The organism is Streptomyces sp. NPDC021100 (assembly GCF_044333095.1).
Classification (GTDB): Bacteria; Actinomycetota; Actinomycetes; order Streptomycetales; family Streptomycetaceae; genus Streptomyces.
This window is the reverse complement of the sequence record NZ_JBIRQH010000019.1, coordinates 1-22387: the sequence shown is the minus strand read 5'-3', so window position 1 is coordinate 22387 and position 22387 is coordinate 1. Positions and strand designations below refer to the sequence as shown.

General features: G+C 70.6%; 17 protein-coding genes. 14 read left to right on the top strand and 3 right to left on the bottom strand.

Features of this window, described 5'->3' with window-relative positions:
• Window positions 1–1119 precede the first annotated feature (1119 nt).
• Entirely contained in the window at window positions 1120–2475 is a 1356-nt protein-coding gene (locus ACH4PU_RS28030) for a S8 family serine peptidase (protein ID WP_398277778.1), read from the top strand.
• Between the two features lie 69 nt (window positions 2476–2544).
• Here the strand turns inward: ACH4PU_RS28030 and ACH4PU_RS28025 are convergent, their stop codons facing one another.
• Complete coding sequence (locus ACH4PU_RS28025) at window positions 2545–2775, bottom strand: DUF397 domain-containing protein (protein WP_004947576.1); 231 nt, start codon at window positions 2773–2775, stop codon at window positions 2545–2547.
• Window positions 2776–3003: 228 nt separating this feature from the next.
• Between ACH4PU_RS28025 and ACH4PU_RS28020 the strand changes: the two genes are divergently transcribed.
• From ACH4PU_RS28020 to ACH4PU_RS28000, 5 genes are all read left to right on the top strand, one after another.
• Window positions 3004–4818, top strand: a complete 1815-nt coding sequence (locus tag ACH4PU_RS28020; RefSeq protein ID WP_398277774.1) for a YwqJ-related putative deaminase — start codon at window positions 3004–3006, stop codon at window positions 4816–4818.
• A 17-nt stretch (window positions 4819–4835) separates the two neighbouring features.
• Window positions 4836–5312, top strand: a complete 477-nt coding sequence (locus tag ACH4PU_RS28015) for an SUKH-3 domain-containing protein (protein WP_398277771.1) — start codon at window positions 4836–4838, stop codon at window positions 5310–5312.
• Complete coding sequence (locus tag ACH4PU_RS28010; protein WP_398277768.1) at window positions 5309–5695, top strand: YwqJ-related putative deaminase; 387 nt, start codon at window positions 5309–5311, stop codon at window positions 5693–5695. The genes ACH4PU_RS28015 and ACH4PU_RS28010 overlap by 4 nt, the downstream gene beginning before the upstream one ends.
• On the top strand, window positions 5692–6672 hold the full coding sequence (locus ACH4PU_RS28005; protein WP_398277765.1) for an SUKH-3 domain-containing protein: 981 nt from the start codon (window positions 5692–5694) through the stop codon (window positions 6670–6672). The genes ACH4PU_RS28010 and ACH4PU_RS28005 overlap by 4 nt, the downstream gene beginning before the upstream one ends.
• Window positions 6673–6767: 95 nt before the next feature.
• Entirely contained in the window at window positions 6768–7358 is a 591-nt protein-coding gene (locus tag ACH4PU_RS28000) for an SUKH-3 domain-containing protein (RefSeq protein WP_398277762.1), read from the top strand.
• A gap of 41 nt (window positions 7359–7399) precedes the next feature.
• Here the strand turns inward: ACH4PU_RS28000 and eccCa are convergent, their stop codons facing one another.
• Window positions 7400–11362, bottom strand: a complete 3963-nt coding sequence (gene eccCa / locus ACH4PU_RS27995; RefSeq protein WP_398277759.1) for a type VII secretion protein EccCa — start codon at window positions 11360–11362, stop codon at window positions 7400–7402.
• Window positions 11363–11566: 204 nt separating this feature from the next.
• Here eccCa and eccD point away from each other — a divergent pair, with 204 nt between their 5' ends.
• The 6 genes from eccD to ACH4PU_RS27965 all read left to right on the top strand — a co-directional run bounded on the left by eccD (window position 11567) and on the right by ACH4PU_RS27965 (window position 18650).
• A complete protein-coding gene (gene eccD / locus ACH4PU_RS27990) occupies window positions 11567–13045 on the top strand; it encodes a type VII secretion integral membrane protein EccD (RefSeq protein WP_398277756.1) in 1479 nt (492 codons plus the stop codon).
• Window positions 13046–13225: 180 nt separating this feature from the next.
• Entirely contained in the window at window positions 13226–13513 is a 288-nt protein-coding gene (rpsO, locus tag ACH4PU_RS27985) for a 30S ribosomal protein S15 (protein WP_185945964.1), read from the top strand.
• Window positions 13514–13807: 294 nt separating this feature from the next.
• Window positions 13808–16030, top strand: coding sequence for a polyribonucleotide nucleotidyltransferase (locus ACH4PU_RS27980; RefSeq protein ID WP_398277752.1), 2223 nt, complete (start codon window positions 13808–13810; stop codon window positions 16028–16030).
• On the top strand, window positions 16027–17406 hold the full coding sequence (locus ACH4PU_RS27975; protein ID WP_398277749.1) for a M16 family metallopeptidase: 1380 nt from the start codon (window positions 16027–16029) through the stop codon (window positions 17404–17406). The genes ACH4PU_RS27980 and ACH4PU_RS27975 overlap by 4 nt, the downstream gene beginning before the upstream one ends.
• A gap of 26 nt (window positions 17407–17432) precedes the next feature.
• Window positions 17433–18185 (top strand): 4-hydroxy-tetrahydrodipicolinate reductase, encoded by a 753-nt coding sequence (gene dapB, locus ACH4PU_RS27970; RefSeq protein ID WP_398277746.1) that lies wholly within the window; start codon window positions 17433–17435, stop codon window positions 18183–18185.
• A gap of 6 nt (window positions 18186–18191) precedes the next feature.
• Window positions 18192–18650: a hypothetical protein gene (locus ACH4PU_RS27965; protein WP_398277743.1), complete on the top strand. Its 459-nt coding sequence runs from the start codon at window positions 18192–18194 to the stop codon at window positions 18648–18650.
• Between the two features lie 68 nt (window positions 18651–18718).
• Here ACH4PU_RS27965 and ACH4PU_RS27960 read toward each other — a convergent pair whose 3' ends face one another.
• A complete protein-coding gene (locus ACH4PU_RS27960; RefSeq protein ID WP_398277740.1) occupies window positions 18719–18955 on the bottom strand; it encodes a hypothetical protein in 237 nt (78 codons plus the stop codon).
• Between the two features lie 380 nt (window positions 18956–19335).
• Here ACH4PU_RS27960 and dapA point away from each other — a divergent pair, with 380 nt between their 5' ends.
• Both dapA and ACH4PU_RS27950 read left to right on the top strand, forming a co-directional pair.
• Window positions 19336–20235 carry a 4-hydroxy-tetrahydrodipicolinate synthase gene (dapA, locus tag ACH4PU_RS27955; RefSeq protein ID WP_398277737.1) on the top strand — a complete coding sequence of 300 codons (900 nt, stop codon included), beginning with the start codon at window positions 19336–19338 and terminating at the stop codon, window positions 20233–20235.
• Between the two features lie 184 nt (window positions 20236–20419).
• Window positions 20420–22105: a ribonuclease J gene (locus tag ACH4PU_RS27950; RefSeq protein ID WP_398277734.1), complete on the top strand. Its 1686-nt coding sequence runs from the start codon at window positions 20420–20422 to the stop codon at window positions 22103–22105.
• Window positions 22106–22387 lie beyond the last annotated feature (282 nt).

The window sequence follows — 22387 nt, the reverse complement described above, 5'->3', positions numbered from 1 at the left end:
CTTTCGTGAGAACGGCTGCCTCGAAGTGCAGGGTGGCCGCTTCCACGATCCATAAGCTGGAGATCCCGGAGTTCCGGCCGATGCCCGGCTCATGGGGTATTGACGACCCGTATGGTGACTCGAGCGAGCCGTACGGCCCGTCCGGCGGGTCCGCCGCCGGCGGTTCTGCCGGGAGGCAGCCTTACAGCGCAGCGGCGGGCAGCGGAGCCCGAGGCGGGAGTGGTGCGGCGACGCATACGGTCGGTTCCGCCTACCCGGACGCCTCAGGCGCACAGGTCCCGCCTCCGGCACACGGCGACACCGGAACGGGTCCGGTGCACGTGCCCGCGGGTGGGCACGACGGCACGGGTTCCGACCAGGGCACGACCGGCACGCGCATCGACAGTGGCCCTGCTGCGCCTCCTGCGCCCGCTCCGACGACGACTCCGTCCGGCACGGGACCCCAGATCCCGACCGACCATTCCCGGTCGGTCCCACCGATGCCGCAGTTGCCGACGGGTCCGGTACTTCCCGGGTATCCCCGCCCTGGGGGCGGATGGCCGCAAGGCCCCAACGGAACGGGCCCTCAGCGGACTTCGCCGGTGAACACGGGCAGGACGGGCCGGAGCGCTGTCGACCCTGGCCGTGTCGGTGTCCCCGGGGTGGGGAAAGTGCCCGCCGTGCCGAGAGTCGATCCCGGTGTCATCGGTGGCACGCCCGTATCGGGACCCGGGGCGGCAAGCGGCCGCGGCATTCCGCGGGGAACCGTCATCGGTGGCGAAGCGCAGCAAATGGGCCGTGGAATGATGGGCGCTCCGGGGAGCATGGGTTCAGGCTTCTCTTCTCGCGGACCCGGGGCTGCTGCGAGGCGGTATGCGTCGCAGTCCGGCGGTGTCGTGGGAGGTCCTGCGGGAGCCATGGGAGCCCGACGTGAATTCACGCCGGGCGGAAGCGGGCTCATCCGTGGGGGCGGTGCTGCGGGAACGGGCAAACGCGAGGCGGAGAAGGAGCGTAAGCAGGCTCAGGGTCCCGGCTACCTTACAGAGGACGAGGAAACTTGGACCGGGGGCGGGCCCGATAACGTTCCCCCAGTGGTCCAGTAACACCCGTACCCGACGTCGGATGGTGAGCAGAGAACACGTGAACAAGACGATGATGAGGGGCGCTCGTCGCCGCCTGCTGGTTTTGGCGCCCGCCCTGAGTTCTCTGCTCGCCGTCGGGGGCGTCGCCGCCCCCTCCGCGCATGCCGGAACGGTCCGCGAAGGACAGTGGTACCTGGAGACCATGCAAGCCGAGCGCATGTGGGAAAAGACCACAGGCAAAGGCATCACCGTTGCGGTGCTGGATACCGGTGTGCGTGCTTCCCAGCCGGAGCTGCGGGGGAAGGTGCTTCCCGGGAAGAGTTATGTTCTCGGTGAGGAAGGCAAGGACGGTCGAGAAGCCGACGATCTTCATGGCACGGCTATGTCAGCGCTCATCGCCGGCAGTGGCCAAAGCGACATGCAGGTGAGGGGACTCGCCCCCGGAGCGCACATTCTGCCCGTTAAGGTCATGTCGGGTTTGGGCGACACCGCAGCCATTGCCGATGGCATTAGGTACGCGGCCGACAGCGATGCGCGCATCATCAGCATGTCCATTGCCAGTGCTGCGGCCTCAGTGGATGACAAGCAGAAGGCGCAGATCCAGCGTGCCGTGGACTACGCGGTAAAGCGGGGAAAGCTCCTTTTCGCAGGCGTCGGAAACGAGGGGGACAAGACCAACGCTGTCGAGTATCCGGCGGCGATGCGAGGAGTCGTGGGCGTCGGCGCTGTCGATACACGTCTGCAAGCGGGGAAGTTCTCGACGCACGGCCCGCAGACAGCCTTGTCCGCTCCCGGAGTCGATATTCCCACGATATGCGGCGGTAAGACGGGGTACTGCCGTAGCAGGGGCACCAGCCAGGCCACTGCTCTGGCCTCTGCCAGCGCCGCCCTCGTCTGGTCCCTGCACCCCAAGTGGACAGGTAACCAGGTCCTGCGCGTCCTTCTGGACACCGCCGGTAGGCCGCCGCGCGGCAAGGTGCCCAGCGAATACGTCGGCTACGGACTGATCCGCCCGCGCGAGAACGCGCTGGAAAACAAGGGCAACCCTGGTCCGCCTGACGTCAACCCGCTGGTTGAAGCCGCCGAGAAGGACGGGAAGTCGTCGGCGAAGGGCGCGACGCCCAGTGCTCCCGTGACCCACGAACCGGCCCTCGCGACGGGCAAGAAGAGCAAGTCCAAGGACAAGGACGACAATCTTCCGTGGTTTATCGGCGGTGCCATCGCCGTCGCCGTGCCGGGGGCGGTGCTGGTGGCGCTGATGGTGCGGCGGGGGCGGCGTAAGGCTAGGGCGAAGCAGCAGCGGCAGCAGGCGGCTGCGGCCGCCGGGCCGTACGGTGGCGGTCCTTACGGAGGCACGACGCCGGCGGAGCCGCCCTACCCGCCGCAGCAGCCGCCGACGCAGAGCGGGTCCTGAGCGGCGAGAACGGAACTCGCACCGTGGCCTCCGCCGTCTCCTCAGGAGACGGCGGAGGCCACGCGCGTCTCACGTGATGTCGAACTCCCCGTCCCGCACTCCCAACACGAACGCCCGCCACTCGCTCGCCGTGTACCGCAGCACCGTGTCCGGGTCCTCGGAGTTGCGCATGGCGACGGCGCCGCCCGGGAGATAGGCGATCTCCACGCGCTCCTTCGTCGGGGTGTCCGGAGCGCTGAGCCATTCCACGCCGGAGATGTCCATGGCGTACAGCTCTTCCGTCTCACGCTGGGTGGCCATCAGAGGAGTTCCTTTCCGCACGGATGACGAGCGCCGCGGGCCCGCACCCGCGAGCCCGCGGCCAGGCTACCGGCCACCGGGCTTGCGCCACGGGGGCTTTCGGCAAGTGCGGCAGGGGGGCCGACGGAGGTGTGCGCTCCGCCACGGGCAATGAAATTGAGGACGAACGGATTCTTGCCTAAGGTCGGAGGGTTCGGATCTTGACAGTGTTCTGACGGGGGAACAGAGATGGGAGTCGTCCTACCGGACAAATTGGCCTTCGTGCTCGACCTGATCGGCGTCAACTGGCCGAACGTCGACGAGGACGACTACCGCGAGATGGCCAAGTCGCTCCGCGGTTTCGCGACCGACGTGGACGCGGGCCGGGGTGACTCCAACGTCGCCCTGAACCGGCTCATCTCCACCAACCGCGGCGAGATGACGCAGGCCATCGAGGGGCACGTCCGCAAGCTCAACGGCAAACACCTGCACAACCTCGCGGAGGCGGGGCGGCTGCTCGCCGGCGGTCTGGACGCGGCGGCGGTCGTCGTGGCGGGCGCCAAGGGCGCGGCCATCGTGCAACTGGGCATCCTCGCCGCCGAGGTGGCGACGGCGCAGGCCGCCGCGCCGTTCACCCTGGGCCTGTCGGAGCTCGGCGCGCTGGGCGGGGTCGCGGTGACGCGGACGGTCGTCAAGCGCATCCTGAAGGGCGCGGCCGAGGCCGCCGTGCAGGAAGTGATGTCCGTGGTGACGGGTCCGGTCTTCGCCGCCCTGGACTCGATGACGACGGACCTCGTCGTCCAGGTCGTCTCCGACGGCCTCGGCGCGCAGGACGGCATCAACCTCAAGCAGACGCTCCAGGCGGGCAAGGACAACCTGAAGATCGCCAGCGCGGGCGGCGCGGGCGGCGCTGGTGGCGCCTATGGAGGGGGCGGGGGCGGTGGCCTCATCCTCGCCAGCGCAGACGGAAGCGGCGGAGGCGGCGGCGACCTCGTCTTCGACGAGTACGAGCACAACACCTTCACCGGCAAGGTGCACGAGCACTCCAAGCACCTCGACGAGAAGGGCGGCAAGCACCTCCACGCTTCCCTCCACCACTTCGGCCGCACGCGCGGCCGCGGTTCGCTGGCCAAGGCGATCGAAGAGGTCACCGAGAAGGCGATGAAGTCCCTCGGTGACGCGCACGGGCAGCTCAAGAAGCACCTGAACGACGTCGGCGACGGCCTCTCCGAGGCGGGCAAGGCCCAGAAGAAGCACGACAAGCACGTCCAGGACAGCATGGACGGCGTCAAGAACCGCCACCCCGACCAGAAAACGGCGCACGGCTCCGGCGGGGGCAGCGGCCACGGAGGGAACGGTTCGGGCGGTTCGGGTGGTCAAGGGAACGGTTCCTCGGGAGATGGCGACCGGGGACGTCCGATGGACCCGAGTCCCGATTGGCACGGCCGTACCGCCAAGGAGACGCGTCACCACCGGGGGGAGCCGCTGGACGTCGCGCACCTGAGCCCGGAGCAGCAGAGCAAGGAACTGTCCCGCGAGTCCAAGGATCTGGCGGACAAGGCCACGGAGTCCGTTCAGTGGCCAGGTGGCCAAGTGCCACCCGGGAAGGCCAAGATGCCCTCCGGCTGTGCGGGTGCGTTCCTGCACAACGGAGTCATCACCTCCCATACGAGTTTTCAGCAGAAGAAGGTCTCGCAGGACCTGCCTGAAGACAAGAGGGCGATAGCGCGCGCCGCGCAGACGCCCGATGTGCACCCGGTCCTGGGAAAAATGTACGACGACGTACTGAATTCCGGGGGGCCCACCGGGGTCGGGCACGGCAAGTGCGCAGAGATGTCTTTGGTCTCCGACCGTCTGCATCAGATGGATCCGACGGGTAAGTCGATCCGGACTCCCGAGGATGCCAGAAAGGTTCTTGAGGGGGGCATTATGGAAACGCGCGTCATCGGCAAGCAACGTCACCCTGACACGGGTGAAGTGCTGACGCACGGTATGCATCAGCCCGCGTGTATGTCCTGCCGCCAGGTATTGCCGAAGCTGGGTATCATCGGTCGGAGTGGCTAGGAAGCGAGGGGAATTGGGTGGCCGTTCAGCTGGCTCGTGAGGAGATCGAGCGTCGATTGGTTGACGCGGGCTGGGAGCCTGGGCGCGACAAAGGGGCGGAAGCGGACGAACTGGTCGAATCTGCAGTCGTTTCGATGGCGCGTAACGGGTATGAGGTGCAGCCGTTCCCGTCTGCAGTGGACTTCGTCCGCGAGTTTTGTTTTCTACGGGTCCCCTTCCCGGGGTTCGATCCGGAGAGGGACTACGTCACGTTCACCATCCGGCACGTGGACGAGATCTTCTCCCAGTCGATTGCCGAGCTGTCGGAATGGCTGGACCGCCCGCTGTTTCCCGTGGCCTACGTGAACAACGATCGGGCCATGGCTCTTGCGGACCCGTCCGGCAGGTTTTTCCTCACTCACTGGTCCGGTGACTATTACTTGGGTGAGGAACGCTACGAAGTGCTCGGTTGTCTGTTCACGGGACGTCACTACGAGCTTGAGGAGGCGCCGTGAGTACGTTTCCCAGTACGGCCGCCAGCCTTCTTGTCCAGGGGCGCATCTTCAGCATGATGAACCTCGTGGGCGAGGGGGAGCCGGATCTTCACCCGGCCGTGCGGCAGTTCTTCGACACCCTCTCCGCCGAACTTCGCGAGCCCTACATCGGCTACTGCGCCGAATCCGCCCTCGTGTCCGACCAGTTCTGGGGGTTGGACGAGAGCCGTGGCGACGGTCGGAGCACCACCCTTGAGGAGGGGGCGCCGCACTTCGCCGGGGCGTTGGTCATGTCGCGCAAGATCCGCGAGCAGGGCGATCCGGAACATGGCGAGGTCACGTTGCCCTGCCGCTCCTGCACCGCGCTCCTCGACCGCCTGGGCGTCGGGATCAGCCGCCCATGAGCGGGAGAGGTCGCGAAGCCCTGCTCGCGGCGGGCTGGGCCCCCGGCCGCGACGCCGGATACAACGCCCTGCACGGCATGCTGACGGCGGTGAGTACCGTCTCGCCGGACGGCCAGGCGTCCTGGGAGCCCTTCCCCGCGGCGGAGGACGCGCTGCGGTCGTTTCACGGCCTGACCGTGCCACCCGCCGGGCCGGGCACTGAGGTGGCGGCACGCGGTTGCGTCGTCGACCCGACGCGCGCCCGCTACACCGTCCGAGCCGCGGCCGACTTCGGCCGGGAGATCGGGGCGCGGCTGTTCCCGCTGGGCGTCGCGGACGGGGAGACGCCGCTGCTCGTCGACGAGCGGGGGCGGCTGTTCGCCGCCGACACCGGCGGTTGGTGGGTCCTCGGGGAGTCCGTGGAAGAGGGGTTGGCCGCTCTCGCCGAGGGGCGCGCGCCCCGGCGGATCGCCGCTGCCGCGCACGAGTGGCGGCTCGGCCGCCTGCCGGACGAGGACGTGGTGGCGGATCTCGTCAAGACGGCCATGGTGCTCGTCTACGTCCTGCACCGGCACGGCCTGCTCGCGACCCGGGCCACCCGTTTCCGCGTCGTCGGCCTGCGCGGGCACGGACCCGTCCGGCTGGACGAGACCTTCCGCCTCGCGGCCGGCTCGCTCGACGACATCGCGGAGCGGCTGCTGAAGGACGTCCGGGAGGCGGTGGGCGCGATCCCGCTCGGGGCCGCCGAGAAGGCCGTCGAGCTGTTGCCCGGCACCTCGAGCAAGCGTCCGCACCCCGGCGTGACCTGCACCGTCTCCGCCGGCCGGCAAGGCGCCGAGGGCATCGGTGTGCGGCTGGCGGCGGAGACCCGCACGGTTCTGGAGAAGGGGGACGGCCTCGCCGGGGCCCTCGGTGAACTGTCCGGGTACGCGGGCCAGCGCCCGCTCACTCCGACGGCCGTCCCCGAGAACGAGCCGACGGCCGGCGCTGCCCCCTGACCGGCCGGCGACAAGCGGGCTCTCACCCGGCCGCCGATCCGCGACCGGTCGGCGGGCCCCTGCCGAGCCGACGGCCGACCGGTCACCCACCGGCGATGCCCCTCACCGGCTCGCCTCCGGCCGGCCACCGGCTGGCAGACAGCCGACGACGCGCCCCCGCCCTCCCGGAACAATCGGAGCCATGGCAACGCGACGACCGACCGGCGACGACGGACCGGACCGACGAGACCGAGCTCTGGCTCAAGGCCCACGGCTGGTACCCCGGCCGCGACGTCGGCGACGCGCTCGCCGGCCACGTCGCCGAACGCGTCCGGGACTTCCGCGACCAGGGCAAGGAACTGGCCCCGACCCGGACGGCGGAGGCGTTCCTCCGCACATACGGCGGCCTGGAGTTGCCCCTCGCGGACCGGGTGCGCCTCATCACCGAACCGGACGGCGGACACGTCGGCATCGCCGAGGACGTCGCGAAACTCGCGGCGCACCTGGGACAGCGCCTCTTCCCCGTGGCCTACGAGACGTACGAAGGGTCAGTCCACCTCCTGGACGAGACCGACCGCTTCTTCCTCCTCCACCCCTCCGGCACCTCCTACCTCGGCACCGGATCCCGGGAAGCGTTCGCCAACCGCCGCCGCCACGCCCTCGTCGACGCCTGGAGGCTCCCCGCACGCCGGCCCGGGACACCGTGATCCCGGGCCGGCCGCGCAGTAAACGGCCCCCCACGCCCCGCCTACTCCGCAGCCGCCACCCACCCCGTCTGCACCAGCGAGGCCCCGCCCCGCCGCGACACGAACAACCCCCGCCCCGGCGGCAGCGGGCGCGGCTTGACGTTGCCGAGGAGTTCGCCCTCGGTCGAGTTGCCGGACAGCAGGACGCCCTGGGCGCCGAGTTCCTTGAAGCGCTGGATGAACTGCTCGTACGCGGAGCGGCCCGCGCCCGCGCTGCTGCGGGCGAGGATGATGTTGACGCCGGCGTCGCGCGCGTAGGGCAGGTTGTCGACCAGCTGTGCCATGGGGTTGCCCGACGAAGTGGCGACCAGGTCGTAGTCGTCGACGATGATGAACGCCCGCGGGCCCTTCCACCAGCTCCGGTCCCGCAGCTGCTGCGGGGTCACGTCCGTGCCCGGGATGCGGCTGCCGATCAGGGTGTTCATGTCGGTGAGGTACTCGGTGAAGGCGTTCTGGGTGGTGGCGTAGCCCACGAGGTAGGGCTCCGGCACGCACTCCAGCAGGCTGCGCCGGTAGTCGGCGACGAGGAACAGCGCCTCCTCGGGCGTGTACCGCTCGGTGAGCTGCTTGATCAGCAGCCGCAGCAGCGCCGTCTTCCCGGACTCGCTCTCGCCGTAGACCGCGAAGAACGGGTCGGTCTCGAAGTTGACGAAGACGGGCGCGAGGTTCATCTCGTCGAGGCCGATGGCCACGCCGCGGCCCGGCTGCGCGTGCCCGTCGGGCAGTTCGCGGGCGGACAGCATCCGCGGCAGCATCCGGACCTGCGGCGCGTGCGGGCCGGGCCAGGCGTCCACCGCCGCCTTGACGAAGTCGGCGGTGGCGTCCGAGAGGTCGTCGCCGCCTCCCGAGCCGCCGTCGACGCGCGGCAGACCGCCCAGGAAGTGCAGCTTCTCGGCGGTGATACCGCGCCCGGGCACGCCCACCGGGACGTTCACCGCGACCTTCCGGTCGAGCTCGGAGTCGAGCGGGTCGCCGAGCCGCAGCTCCAGCCGGCTCAGGAACTGGTCCTTGAGCGCGGCCCGCATCTCCATGTAGCGGGAGACGGTGACGACGAGGTGGACGCCGAGACCGAGACCGCGCGTGGTGATGTCGGCGATGTACAGCTCCAGCATCTCGTAGTCCGTCTTGAACGTCTGCCAGCCGTCGATGACGAGGAAGACGTCGCCCCACGGCTCGTCGGGCAGCCGCCCGGATGCGCGCAGCCGGCGGTAGGTGGCGATGGAGTCGATGCTGTTGTCGCGGAAGAACTCCTCGCGCCGGTTGAGGACGCCGGTCACCTCGGCGACCGTCCGGCGGATCTTCTCCGGGTCCAGCCGGGACGCGATGCCGCCGACGTGCGGCAGCCCCTCGACGGCGCTCAGCCCGCCGCCGCCGAAGTCCAGCCCGTAGAACTGCACCTCGTGCGGGGTGTGGGTGAGCGCGAACCCGGCGATCAGGGTGCGCAGCAGCGTGGACTTGCCGGAGCGCGGACCGCCGACGATCAGCATGTGGCCCGCCGCGCCCGAGAAGTCCCGGACCAGGACGTCGCGCCGCTGCTCGAACGGTTTGTCCAGCAGGCCGAGCGGGACTCGCAGGCCGCCGGTCGTCTGGGGGTCCGGGCAGTGCAGACCGCGCTCGGGGGTGGCCGTCAGGCGGGGGAGCAGCTGGTCCATGGACGGCGCCTTGTTGAGCGGCGGCAGCCACACCTGGTGGGCGCCCGGGCCCTGGCCCTCCAGCCGGCGGACGATGACGTCGAGGACGGTGTCGGCGAGCGCGTCGTCGTCCGGCCGCGCCGGGGTGTAGCTGAAGTCCGGGTCCGGCGCCTGGTAGCGGACGGGCACCGGCGCCGCCGTGAAGAGCACCGGTCGGCGGTCGGCGGGCAGCGGGCCGGTACGGGTCAGGGCGCCCGCGCCGTCGCGGTACGTGCCCGACACGTAGGCGGCCTTGAACCGCGTCATCTCGTCGGTGCCGAACTTCAGGTAGCCGGAGCCCGGGACGGACGGCAGGTGGTACGCGTCCGGCACACCCAGCGCCGTACGGGACTCGGCGGCGGAGAAGGTCCGCAGACCGATCCGGTACGACAGGTAGGTGTCCAGGCCGCGCAGCCGGCCTTCCTCCAGGCGCTGCGAGGCCAGCAGCAGGTGCACGCCCAGGGACCGGCCGATGCGGCCGATCTGGATGAACATGTCGATGAAGTCGGGTTTGGCGGTGAGGAGTTCGCTGAACTCGTCGATGACCAGCACCAGCGAGGCCAGCGGCTCCAGCGGCGCCCCCGCGGCCCGCGCCTTCTCGTAGTCGTTGAGGTTGGCGTAGTTGCCCGCGGCGCGCAGCAGCTCCTGGCGGCGCTGGAGCTCACCGGTGATGGAGTCGCGCATGCGGTCGACGAGCGTGAGGTCGTCGGCGAGGTTGGTGATGACGGCCGCGACGTGCGGCAGTTCGGCCATGCCGGAGAACGTCGCGCCGCCCTTGAAGTCGGCGAGGACGAAGTTCAGGTTCTCGGACGAGTGGGTGACGGCCAGGCCCAGCACCAGCGTCCGCAGCAGTTCGGACTTGCCGGAACCGGTGGCGCCGACGCACAGGCCGTGCGGGCCCATGCCGTCCTCCGCCGCCTCCTTGAGGTCGAGCATGACGGGCGCGCCGTCCTCGCCGACGCCGATCGGCACCCGCAGCCGGTCGGCCCGCGAGCGCGGCCGCCACGTCGTGGCCGTGTCCACGGAGGCGGCGTCGCCCAGCCCCAGCAGGTCGGTGAACTCCAGGTTGGCCAGCAGCGGTTCCTCGTCGTCCCCGGCGGCGCCCGCGCAGAGCGGGGCCATCTGCCGGGCGAGCGCCTCGGCGACCGGCACCGGCAGGTCGTCGGGCACGCCCTGGTAGACGGCGGTCGCCGACTCCAGCCGCAGCGCGCCCGGCCGGACGGTGACGCACAGCCCGCCGCGCGGCTCGTCCTCCTCGCCCGGGGCGATCTCCAGGACGGTGACGCCCTGCAGCCCCTCGGGCGAGGCGAGCAGCGACTCCGGCGGCACCGCGCCGCCGTCCAGCACCACCACGACGTGCGGCTGGTCCAGCACCGGCTGGGCGTCCCGGCTGAACCGGGTGCGCCCCTCCAGCCGCTTGCCCAGCAACTCCTCGACCTCCGGCAGGTGGTCGCTGAACAGCCGCTTGGTGCCCGCGCCGTCGGCCGTGCCGGGTGCCTGGGTGTGCGGCAGCCACTTGGTCCAGTCCCACTCCGGCGCCGCCTCGCCGTCCGCGACCACCGCGATCACCAGGTCGTCGGGGGAGTGCAGGGCGGCCAGGCCCGCCACCATCGACCGCGCGGCGCCCCGCACGGCGTCCGCCTCGCCGGTGACGACCACGTGGTAGAAGGCGCGCATCGACACCGCCACCGGCAGCCCGTCCAGCGAGCCGTGCGTCGCCAGGAACTGCTGCATGGCACCGGCCGACAGCGGCTCCAGCTCCTCCACCGGCGCCGTCGTCGGCGCCACCAGCGGTGTCCAGAGCTGCTGCGGGCCCAGACCGATCCGCACCTGCCCGAAGTCCTTGTCGGAGACGCGCCGCTCCCACAGCCGGCTCCGCTCGGCGACCAGCGCCCACAGCTGCTCGGGCCCGGGGTGCAGATAGAACTGCGCGTCCCGCTGCGCCCGAGCCGTACGCCGCACCTTCCGCCGGGTCTGCGCCAGGTACTTGAGGTAGTCGCGCCGGCCGTCGACGGCCGCCCCCTGTGAGCCCTTGCGGTAGCGGACGACCTGCGCGATGGCCATCGCGACCGTCGAGAGCAGCATCATCACGCCCATGATCTTCATGAACGGCTGGGTGCCGGGCATGAAGAAGAAGACGACCGACGAGCCCATGCCGAGCATGGGCAGCAGCTGCATCGCCATGCCCTCCTGCTGCCCGCGGGGCAGTTCGGGAGGGGATTCGAGCTGCAGCTCATCCGCGTCGGGCTCGGGCGGCATGACCCGGGGCGGACGTTTGACGACGATCTGACTCACCGGAGTATCAATCCCTCGCGTGCGGACTGGGCGGTTGCGACCGGCGCCCCCCTGGTGGTGGCCTGTCTCCGCGCGACGATGATCCTACGTGCATAACACAGCGGTGGGCCCCGGTATGGTGTCGGCCCGTCAACACGCGGGACCACCGGCGGCAGACCGCGGGACCGGCGGGTGGAACAGCAGGCAACGAGGGGGCCCTCCAAGGTGAGTCCGACCACAACGACCGGTTACAGCCGAGTGACGGTCGTCGCGCCCGACAGCCGGATCGACGTCGCCCTCCCCGACGACGTCGCCGTCGCCGATCTCCTCCCGGAGATCCTCCGGCTCACCGGGCACACCGCCGAGGGGACCACCCCGCCCGGCTACCACCTGGTGGGCACCGACGGCACCGTGCTCGAACCGGCGCGTTCGCTCGGTGCCCAGCGCGTGCTCGACGGCGCGCTCCTGCGTCTGCGTCCGTTCACCGAGTCGCTGCCGCCCGCCGTCTACGACGACGTCGCCGACGCGGTCGCCGCCGCCGTCACCCGCGACCGCACCCTGTGGAACGAGCGGCTGCTGCGCGGCTCCGGCCTGGCCGGCGGCTCCCTGCTGCTGGTCCTGCTGGGCTTCGTCCTCTGGTTCGCCGACCCGGCGCGGCACGACATGCACAGCCTGCCCGGCATCATCGCCGCCGCGGTCGGCATCCTGCTGACGGCCCTCTCCGGCGTCCGCGCCCGCGTCTACGACGACCGGCCCTCCGCCGTCGCCATGGGCCTCTCCGCCCTGCCGCACCTGATGATCGCCGGATCCGGCCTGATCGCCCTCCGGGGCGGCGAGGGCGTCGGCCGCCTCCAGTTCCTGCTCGGCTGCGTCACCGTGCTCGTCGCCTCCGTGGTGCTCGCCGCGGTCATGCCCAGCGGGGACGCCCCCTTCGTCGCCGCCGTCTTCGCCTCCGCGGTCGGCACCCTCGCCACCTTCTGCGCGATCCTGGCCGGCGCGAGCCCCACCGACACCGCCGCCGTCTGCGCCGTCGTCGCGGTCGGCGCCCTGGCCTTCCTCCCCGGGCTGTCCGCCCGCGTGGCCCGGCTGCCCATCGGCTACGCCGCCCCGCGCTCGGCGACCGCGGGCGACCCCGACCGCGAGCCGGGCGTGCCGGCCGGCGGGCCCGTGGACCCCGTCAACGCGGACCGCGTCGCCGCGCAGGCCCGCCGGGGCCACGAGATGCTGCTGGGCCTGGTCGGCGGCAGCGCGGCCGTCGTCGTCGGCGCCTGTGCCGTCCTCGGCTTCTCCCACGACATGTGGGCGCAGTTGCTGGCCCTGGCCACCGGCGCCGCCATGCTGCTGCGCGCCCGCCTCTTCCGCTACACCGCGCAGGTCGCGGCCGTCCTCACGGCCGGTCTCGCGGGCCTCGGGCTGCTGGTGCTCGGCCTGTCCCTGAACCCGCCGGGCGAGGCGGTCCGCAAGATGGTGATGGAGGGCGACCGCGGCCCGCTCGACGTGCACACCGTGTGGCTGGCGGCGGCCGTCGCCGCCGGGGCCGCGCTGATCGTCGGCATCGCGCTGATCGTCCCCAAGAAGGGGCTCTCCCCGTTCTGGGGCCGCCTCTCCGACCTCGCCGAGAGCGCCTTCCTGCTCGCCCTGGTGCCGCTGTGCCTGGCGGTACTGGACGTGTACTCCGCGGCCCGGAGCATGACCAGCGGGTGACGCCCCGGTCAGGGCTGCTGGTACGCTGTGTGACGGCCGTATGTGTACGCGCCCCCGGACCGCCCTTCGCGGTGTCTGGGGACAGCGCCCAGCGGACCCCGCCTCCCGAGTAACGGAAGCTCCCCTGAGACCAAGACCAGGGGCACTCGGTGGCCAAACGAGACTCATAAGGAGTATCGCGTGTCGCTCGACGCCGCTACGAAGAAGCAGATCATGTCCGAGTTCGCCACCAAGGAGGGCGACACCGGCTCCCCCGAGGTCCAGGTCGCGATGCTGACCCGCCGCATCTCGGACCTGACCGAGCACCTCAAGAAGCACAAGCACGACCACCACTCCCGCCGTGGTCTGCTGCTGCTGGTCGGCCAGCGTCGCCGCCTGCTGCAGTACCTGGCGAAGAAGGACATCACGCGCTTCCGCGCCCTGGTCGAGCGCCTCGGCATCCGCCGCGGTGCCGCCGGCGCCAAGTAAGACGTGAACGAGGGAGCGGTTCCCACTTCGGGGGGCCGCTCCCTTCGCGTATCTCGTGGGACACGGAAGCTTTGTACTCTGGTCCCACAACGGCACAACGCACGGCATAACGAACACGACGCATGTCAGGAGGAGCGCGGACTCTCCGCCGGTCCTCGGTAGTGGCCCCCGGAACGGGGAATTCCGGGTGCTTCGATCGAAGACCGGCCCGCACAGAGCACAGCGCGCCCCTCCACCACCGTCCCCGCCACACGGGCGCGGACGGCACATGGATCCGACGAGGAGATATCCCTGGTGGAGAACGAGACCCACTACGCCGAGGCCGTCATCGACAACGGCGCCTTCGGCACCCGCACCATCCGCTTCGAGACGGGCCGCCTGGCCAAGCAGGCCGCCGGCTCCGCCGTCGCGTACCTGGACGACGACACCATGGTGCTGTCGGCCACCACCGCGTCCAAGCAGCCCAAGGACCAGCTCGACTTCTTCCCGCTCACGGTGGACGTCGAGGAGCGGATGTACGCCGCCGGCAAGATCCCCGGCAGCTTCTTCCGCCGCGAGGGCCGGCCCTCCGAGGACGCGATCCTCACCTGCCGCCTGATCGACCGCCCGCTGCGCCCCTCCTTCAAGAAGGGCCTGCGCAACGAGATCCAGGTCGTCGCCACGATCATGGCGCTCAACCCCGACCACCTGTACGACGTCGTGGCGATCAACGCCGCCTCCGCGTCCACGCAGCTGGCCGGCCTGCCCTTCTCCGGCCCGATCGGCGGCGTCCGCGTCGCGCTGATCAACGGCCAGTGGGTGGCCTTCCCGACGCACACCGAGCTCGAGGACGCCGTCTTCGACATGGTCGTCGCGGGCCGCGCCCTGGAGGACGGCGACGTCGCGATCATGATGGTCGAGGCCGAGGCCACCGAGAAGACCATCCAGCTGGTCGCGGGCGGCGCCGAGGCGCCCACCGAGGAGGTCGTCGCCGCCGGTCTCGAGGCCGCGAAGCCCTTCATCAAGGTGCTCTGCAAGGCCCAGGCCGACCTCGCCGCGAAGGCCGCCAAGCCCACCGGCGAGTTCCCGGTCTTCCTGGACTACCAGGACGACGTCTTCGAGGCGCTCGCCGCCGCCGTCCGCCCCGAGCTCGCCCAGGCGCTCACCATCGCCGGCAAGCAGGACCGCGAGGCCGAGCTGGACCGCGTCAAGGCGGTCGCCGCCGAGAAGCTCCTCCCGGAGTTCGAGGGCCGCGAGAAGGAGATCTCCGCCGCGTACCGCTCGCTGACCAAGCAGCTGGTCCGTGAGCGCGTGATCAAGGAGAAGAAGCGCATCGACGGCCGCGGTGTCACCGACATCCGCACCCTGGCCGCCGAGGTCGAGGCCATCCCGCGGGTGCACGGCTCCGCGCTGTTCGAGCGCGGCGAGACCCAGATCCTGGGTGTCACCACGCTGAACATGCTCCGCATGGAGCAGCAGCTCGACACGCTCTCGCCGGTGACGCGCAAGCGCTACATGCACAACTACAACTTCCCGCCGTACTCCGTCGGCGAGACCGGCCGCGTGGGTTCGCCCAAGCGCCGCGAGATCGGTCACGGCGCGCTCGCCGAGCGCGCGATCGTGCCGGTCCTGCCGACCCGCGAGGAGTTCCCCTACGCGATCCGCCAGGTGTCCGAGGCCCTCGGCTCCAACGGTTCGACGTCCATGGGCTCGGTCTGCGCCTCCACCATGTCGCTGCTGAACGCCGGTGTGCCCCTGAAGGCCCCCGTCGCCGGCATCGCCATGGGCCTGATCTCCCAGGAGATCGACGGCAAGACCCACTACGTCGCCCTCACCGACATCCTCGGTGCGGAGGACGCCTTCGGCGACATGGACTTCAAGGTCGCCGGCACCAAGGAGTTCGTGACCGCCCTCCAGCTCGACACCAAGCTGGACGGCATCCCGGCCTCCGTCCTGGCCGCGGCCCTCAAGCAGGCCCGCGACGCCCGCCTGCACATCCTCGACGTGATGATGGAGGCCATCGACACGCCGGACGAGATGTCCCCCAACGCCCCGCGGATCATCACCGTCAAGATCCCGGTGGACAAGATCGGTGAGGTCATCGGCCCCAAGGGCAAGATGATCAACCAGATCCAGGAGGACACCGGCGCCGAGATCACGATCGAGGACGACGGCACCATCTACATCGGTGCCGCCGACGGCCCGGCCGCCGAGGCCGCCCGCGCCACGATCAACGCGATCGCCAACCCGACCATGCCGGAGGTCGGCGAGCGGTACCTGGGCACGGTCGTCAAGACCACCACCTTCGGTGCCTTCGTCTCCCTCATGCCCGGCAAGGACGGCCTGCTGCACATCTCGCAGATCCGCAAGCTCGCCGGTGGCAAGCGCGTGGAGAACGTCGAGGACGTGCTCGGGGTCGGCGCCAAGGTCCAGGTCGAGATCGCCGAGATCGACCAGCGCGGCAAGCTCTCCCTCGTCCCCGTGATCGAGGGCGAGAACGACGACACCGCCGAGACCAAGGACGAGTCCGCCAAGTGACGTCCCGTAGTACACGGAAGACGGCCCGCACCTCCTCGGAGGGGCGGGCCGTCGCCCGTACCCAAACGCTTCTCAAGGGCGAGAACGGCATCGGCACGGTCCGCAGGACCACCCTTCCCGGCGGCCTCCGCGTCGTCACCGAGACCCTGCCGTCCGTCCGCTCCGCCACCTTCGGCATCTGGGCCAACGTCGGCTCGCGCGACGAGACCCCGACGCTCAACGGCGCCACCCACTACCTGGAGCACCTGCTCTTCAAGGGCACGGCCAAGCGCAGCGCGCTCGACATCTCCGCCGCGATCGACGCGGTCGGCGGCGAGATGAACGCCTTCACGGCCAAGGAGTACACGTGCTACTACGCGCGTGTCCTCGACACCGACCTGCCGCTGGCCATCGACGTCGTCTGCGACATGCTCACCGGGTCCCTGATCGACGCCGCGGACGTGGACGCCGAGCGCGGGGTGATCCTCGAAGAGATCGCCATGACCGAGGACGACCCCGGCGACTGCGTGCACGACCTGTTCGCGCACACCATGCTGGGCGACACCCCCCTCGGCCGCCCGGTCCTCGGCACCGTCGACACGATCAACGCGCTCGGCCGCGACCAGATCGCCCGCTTCTACAAGAAGCACTACGACCCCACCCGCCTCGTCGTCGCCGCCGCCGGCAACGTCGACCACGCCAAGGTCGTCCGCCAGGTCCGCGCCGCGTTCGACCGGGCCGGCGCGCTGTCCCGTACGGACGCCGTGCCCGTCGCGCCGCGCTCCGGCTCCCGCACCCTCCGCACCGCGGGACGCGTGGAGCTGCTCGGCCGCAAGACCGAGCAGGCGCACGTCGTCCTCGGCATGCCCGGCCTGGCCCGCACCGACGAGCGCCGCTGGGCGCTCGGCGTGCTCAACACGGCGCTCGGCGGCGGCATGAGCTCCCGGCTCTTCCAGGAGGTCCGGGAGAAGCGCGGCCTCGCCTACTCGGTCTACTCGTACACGTCCGGCTTCGCCGACTGCGGCCTCTTCGGCGTCTACGCCGGCTGCCGGCCCAGCCAGGTCCACGACGTGCTGCGGATCTGCCGCGACCAGCTCGACCTGGTCGCCTCCGAGGGCCTGTCCGACGAGGAGATCGGCCGCGCGATCGGCCAGCTCTCGGGCTCCACGGTCCTCGGCCTGGAGGACACCGGCGCGCTGATGAACCGCATCGGCAAGAGCGAGCTGTGCTGGGGCGAGCAGATGTCGGTCGACGACATGCTGGCCCGCATCTCGGCCGTCACCCCGGACGAGGTCCGCGCGGTGGCCCGCGACGTCCTGGGGCAGCGCCCCTCGCTGTCCGTGATCGGCCCGCTGAAGGACAGGCAGGCCGCCCGCCTGCACGAGGCCGTCTCCTAGTGTCACCGTCGAAGGAAGCAGGAACGATGAGCAAGCTGCGCGTGGCGGTCATCGGCGCCCGGGGCCGCATCGGCTCCGAGGCCGTCCGGGCCGTCGAGGCCGCCGACGACATGGAACTGGTGGCCGCGCTGGGCCGGGGCGACGACCTGGAGGCCCTGACCGTGGCCGGGGCCCAGGTCGCCGTCGAACTGACGCACCCCGACGCCGTCATGGACAACCTGGAGTTCTGTGTCCGCAACGGCATCCACGCCGTCGTCGGCACCACCGGCTGGACCGAGGACCGCCTCGCCCGGCTCCGCTCCTGGCTCGACGCCTCCCCGTCGACCGGAGTGCTCATCGCGCCGAACTTCTCCATCGGTGCCGTCCTGACCATGGCCTTCGCCCGGCAGGCCGCCCGGTTCTTCGAATCGGTCGAGGTCGTCGAGCTGCACCACCCGAACAAGGCGGACGCCCCCTCCGGCACCGCCACCCGCACCGCGCAGCTCATCGCCGCCGCGCGGCGCGAGGCCGGCTGCGCGCCGCAGCCCGACGCCACCACCACGGCGCTGGACGGCGCACGCGGTGCCGACGTCGACGGGGTGCCCGTGCACTCCGTCCGGCTGCGCGGCCTGCTGGCCCACCAGGAGGTGCTGCTCGGCGACACCGGCGAGACGCTCACCATCCGGCACGACTCGCTGCACCACAGCTGCTTCATGCCGGGCATCCTGCTGGGCGCCCGCCGGGTGCCGCGGACTCCGGGGCTGACTTTCGGCCTCGAGCACTTCCTGGATCTGGGCTGATCGACGATGCGCGCGAAGATCGTCTACTTCGGGCTGGCCGCCGTCCTGGTCGTCTACTTCGTCCTGGTCGGCAGCCGCGGCGTCATGCTCATCGAGCAGGGCACGGCCATCACGGTCGCCTTCGGCGTCGCCGTCCTCATCCTGCCGTTCATCGGCGCCTGGTTCCTCTACCAGACCACCAAGTTCGCGCGGGACGCCAACCGGCTGGCGCGCGAGCTGGAGGCCGAGGGCGGACTGCCCGTCGACGAGTTGGAGCGGACCCCCAGCGGCCGGGTGGACCGGGACTCGGCGGACGCCGTCTTCGCCCGCCGCAGGGCCGAGACGGAGGCCGCCCCGGACGACTGGCGCAGCTGGTTCCGGCTCGCCGTGGCCTACCACGACGCGCGGGACACTCCGCGGGCCCGCAAGGCCATGCAGCGGGCGATCGCGCTGCACGACGGGAAGCCGGTGCGCGCGGCGCGCTGAGACTCCCTCGGGGTACGGAAAAGGGCCCGGTCGTCTTGTCGACCGGGCCCTTTTCGGGTGAACCGCCCTCAGCGGTTGGACGCCTGAGTGCTCTGCGAGTGGTGGGTGTTCTGCGGGCTGGTGTCCATCGCGGGCATGCCGAACAGAAGCGCTCCGGCCAGCCCGGCGGTGACCGTCAGCCCCATCAGCACCCGCCCGACGATCTGCGAGCGACTGGCGCGCTGAGGAGGCGGCGTGATGTTGCTGCGATACCGCTCGGCTTCGGCGACGAAGGCGAACGGTACGGGCTCTCGCCGGCGGAACATGGTGGGCTCTCCTAGGAACCTCGAAGGTGTTGTCACCCGTAAAGACGCTCGAACGCCCGATTTGGTGCCCGATTTCTGGGACGTCTGTGAAAAATCTCAACCGCCGGACACCTGGCGGGCGGACGGGGTCGGTGCAGTCGATCCACGCCGTCGCCGCCCCGGAAGGGCCGTGCCGCTCCGGAGCGCGGGAGCCCGGGGGAGGGACGGGCACCCCGATGAGCCCCGGTGGCGGGTTGTCCGTATTGCGACCTTTCGACCTCTTCATTTAGGCTGAATAAACGGACCCGGCACTGTTTGAACCCCCGAGCAGGCAGTGCCGGGATCCATTGCACACTCCCCGAGGGAGTACCTCACGGTGAGCAACGAGTAGCGTGGCCCCCATGGCTCCGATCTCCACACCGCAGACGCCCTTCGGACGGGTCCTGACCGCGATGGTCACCCCCTTCACCTCCGACGGCGCTCTCGACCTCGACGGCGCGCAGCGGCTCGCCGCCCACCTGGTCGACGCCGGCAACGACGGCCTCGTCGTCAACGGCACCACCGGCGAGTCGCCCACCACCAGCGACGCGGAGAAAGCGCAGCTCGTACGGGCGGTTGTGGAGGCCGTCGGCGACCGGGCGCACATCGTGGCCGGAGCCGGCACCAACGACACCCGGCACAGCGTCGAGCTGGCCCGCGCCGCCGAGCGGGCGGGCGCCCACGGCCTGCTGGCCGTGACGCCGTACTACAACAAGCCCCCTCAGGAGGGCCTGTACCAGCACTTCACCACGGTCGCGGACGCCACCGAGCTCCCGGTGATGCTCTACGACATCCCGGGCCGCAGCGGCACCGCGATCGAGACCGAGACGATGGTCCGGCTCGCCGAGCACCCCCGCATCGTCGCCAACAAGGACGCCAAGGGCGACCTGGGCGCGGCGAGCTGGGCCCTCAGCCGCAGCGGACTGGCCTGGTACTCCGGCGACGACATGCTGAACCTGCCGCTGCTGGCCGTCGGCGCGGTGGGCTTCGTCTCCGTGGTCGGCCACTTCGTCGCCCCCGAGCTGCGCGCCCTGCTGGAGGCCCACCTCTCGGGTGACGTCACCAAGGCGACGGCGATCCACCAGCGGCTGCTGCCGGTCTTCACCGGCGTCTTCCGGGCGCAGGGTGTGATCACCACCAAGCGGGCACTGGCCCTGCAGGGCCTGCCGGCCGGGCCCCTGCGGCTGCCGCTGGTCGAGCTCGGCTCCGAGCAGACCGAACAGCTCAAGCGCGATCTGACCGCCGGCGGGGTACAGCTCTAAGAGAGGGCGCGCGACCGTCCGCGTCACCGCGCGACGGGCCGCCCGCAGACTTCACAACCGAATACCGCTTCACAACTGAACAAGCCCAACAACCGAACACCGGTCATCCACAACTGCAAGTGCACGAATGTCACGCGCGCCATGTGTCCCCGGGACATGTGGCGTGCGTGGTGAGGAGAGTCTTTTGAGTCACCCGCACCCTGAACTCGGTCCCCCGCCGAAGCTCCCCGAGGGCGGCCTGCGCGTCACGCCGCTCGGCGGTCTCGGCGAGATCGGCCGCAACATGACGGTCTTCGAGTACGGCGGCCGTCTGCTGATCGTCGACTGCGGAGTGCTTTTCCCCGAGGAGGAGCAGCCCGGAGTCGATCTGATCCTGCCGGACTTCACGTCCATCCGGGACCGCCTGGACGACATCGAGGGCATCGTGCTCACGCACGGCCACGAGGACCACATCGGCGGCGTCCCCTACCTGCTCCGCGAGAAGCCGGACATCCCGCTGATCGGCTCGAAGCTGACCCTCGCGCTGATCGAGGCGAAGCTCCAGGAGCACCGCATCCGCCCGTACACCCTTGAGGTCGTCGAAGGCCACCGCGAGGCCCTCGGCCCCTTCGACCTGGAGTTCGTGGCGGTCAACCACTCCATCCCGGACGCCCTGGCGGTCGCCATCCGCACCCCCGCCGGCATGGTGGTGCACACGGGCGACTTCAAGATGGACCAGCTCCCGCTGGACCGCCGCCTCACCGACCTGCCCGCGTTCGCGCGGCTCGGCGAGGAGGGCATCGGCCTGCTGCTGGTGGACTCCACCAACGCCGAGGTCCCCGGCTTCGTCCCGCCGGAGCGCGACATCTCCAACGTGCTGCGGACCGTCTTCGCCGGCGCCCAGAAGCGCATCATCGTCGCCAGCTTCGCCAGCCATGTGCACCGCATCCAGCAGATCCTGGACGCCGCGCACGAGTACGGCCGCCGGGTGGCCTTCGTGGGCCGCTCGATGGTCCGCAACATGGGCATCGCCCGTGACCTGGGCTACCTGCGCGTCCCGGCCGGCCTGGTCGTCGACGTCAAGGCACTGGACGACCTGCCGGACGAGCAGGTCGTGCTGGTCTGCACGGGCTCCCAGGGCGAGCCGATGGCGGCGCTGTCCCGGATGGCCAACCGGGACCACCAGATCCGGATCGTCCAGGGCGACACCGTCATCCTGGCGTCGTCCCTGATCCCGGGCAACGAGAACGCGGTCTACCGCGTGATCAACGGCCTGACCCGCTGGGGCGCCAACGTCGTCCACAAGGGCAACGCCAAGGTCCACGTCTCCGGTCACGCCTCCGCGGGCGAGCTGCTGTACTTCTACAACATCTGCAAGCCGCGGAACCTGATGCCGGTGCACGGCGAGTGGCGCCACCTGCGCGCCAACGCCGAACTGGGCGCGCTCACCGGTGTGCCGAAGAACCACATCGTCATCGCCGAGGACGGCGTGGTCGTCGACCTGGTCGACGGCGCCGCGAAGATCGTCGGCAAGGTCCAGGCCGGTTACGTGTACGTGGACGGCCTCTCGGTCGGCGACGTGACGGAGTCCTCCCTGAAGGACCGCCGCATCCTGGGCGACGAGGGCATCATCTCCGTCTTCGTGGTCGTCGACTCCACGACCGGCAAGGTCGTCAGCGGCCCGCAGATCCAGGCCCGTGGCTCCGGCATCGACGACGCGTCGTTCAACGCCGTGGTGCCCAAGATCGAGGAGTCCATCGCCAAGGCGGCCGCGGACGGCATCGCCGAGCCGCACCAGCTCCAGCAGCTGATCCGCCGCGCGGTGGGCCGCTGGGTCTCCGACCAGTACCGCCGGCGCCCGATGATCCTGCCCGTGGTCATCGAGGTCTGACGCACCTCCGGTTGACGCTCCGTCAGCCGCATGGACGGCCGCGCCCGCCTCGATTTGCATCCGGGCGCGGCCGTCCAGTACGTTTACGGCTCCACCGCGACGGGAACCCTGTAGCGCTTCGGCGTGAAGGGAAGAACGTCAGGCGGTCGGAAAAACCGACTGAATCGGATCTGATAAAGTCGGAACTGCCGGAAAGCGAAAGCGAGAAGGCGAAACCCCGCTCCAACAGGGGGCCGGAAACGGAATCCGAACCGGAAACGGAACGGAAAACGGATCTGGTAA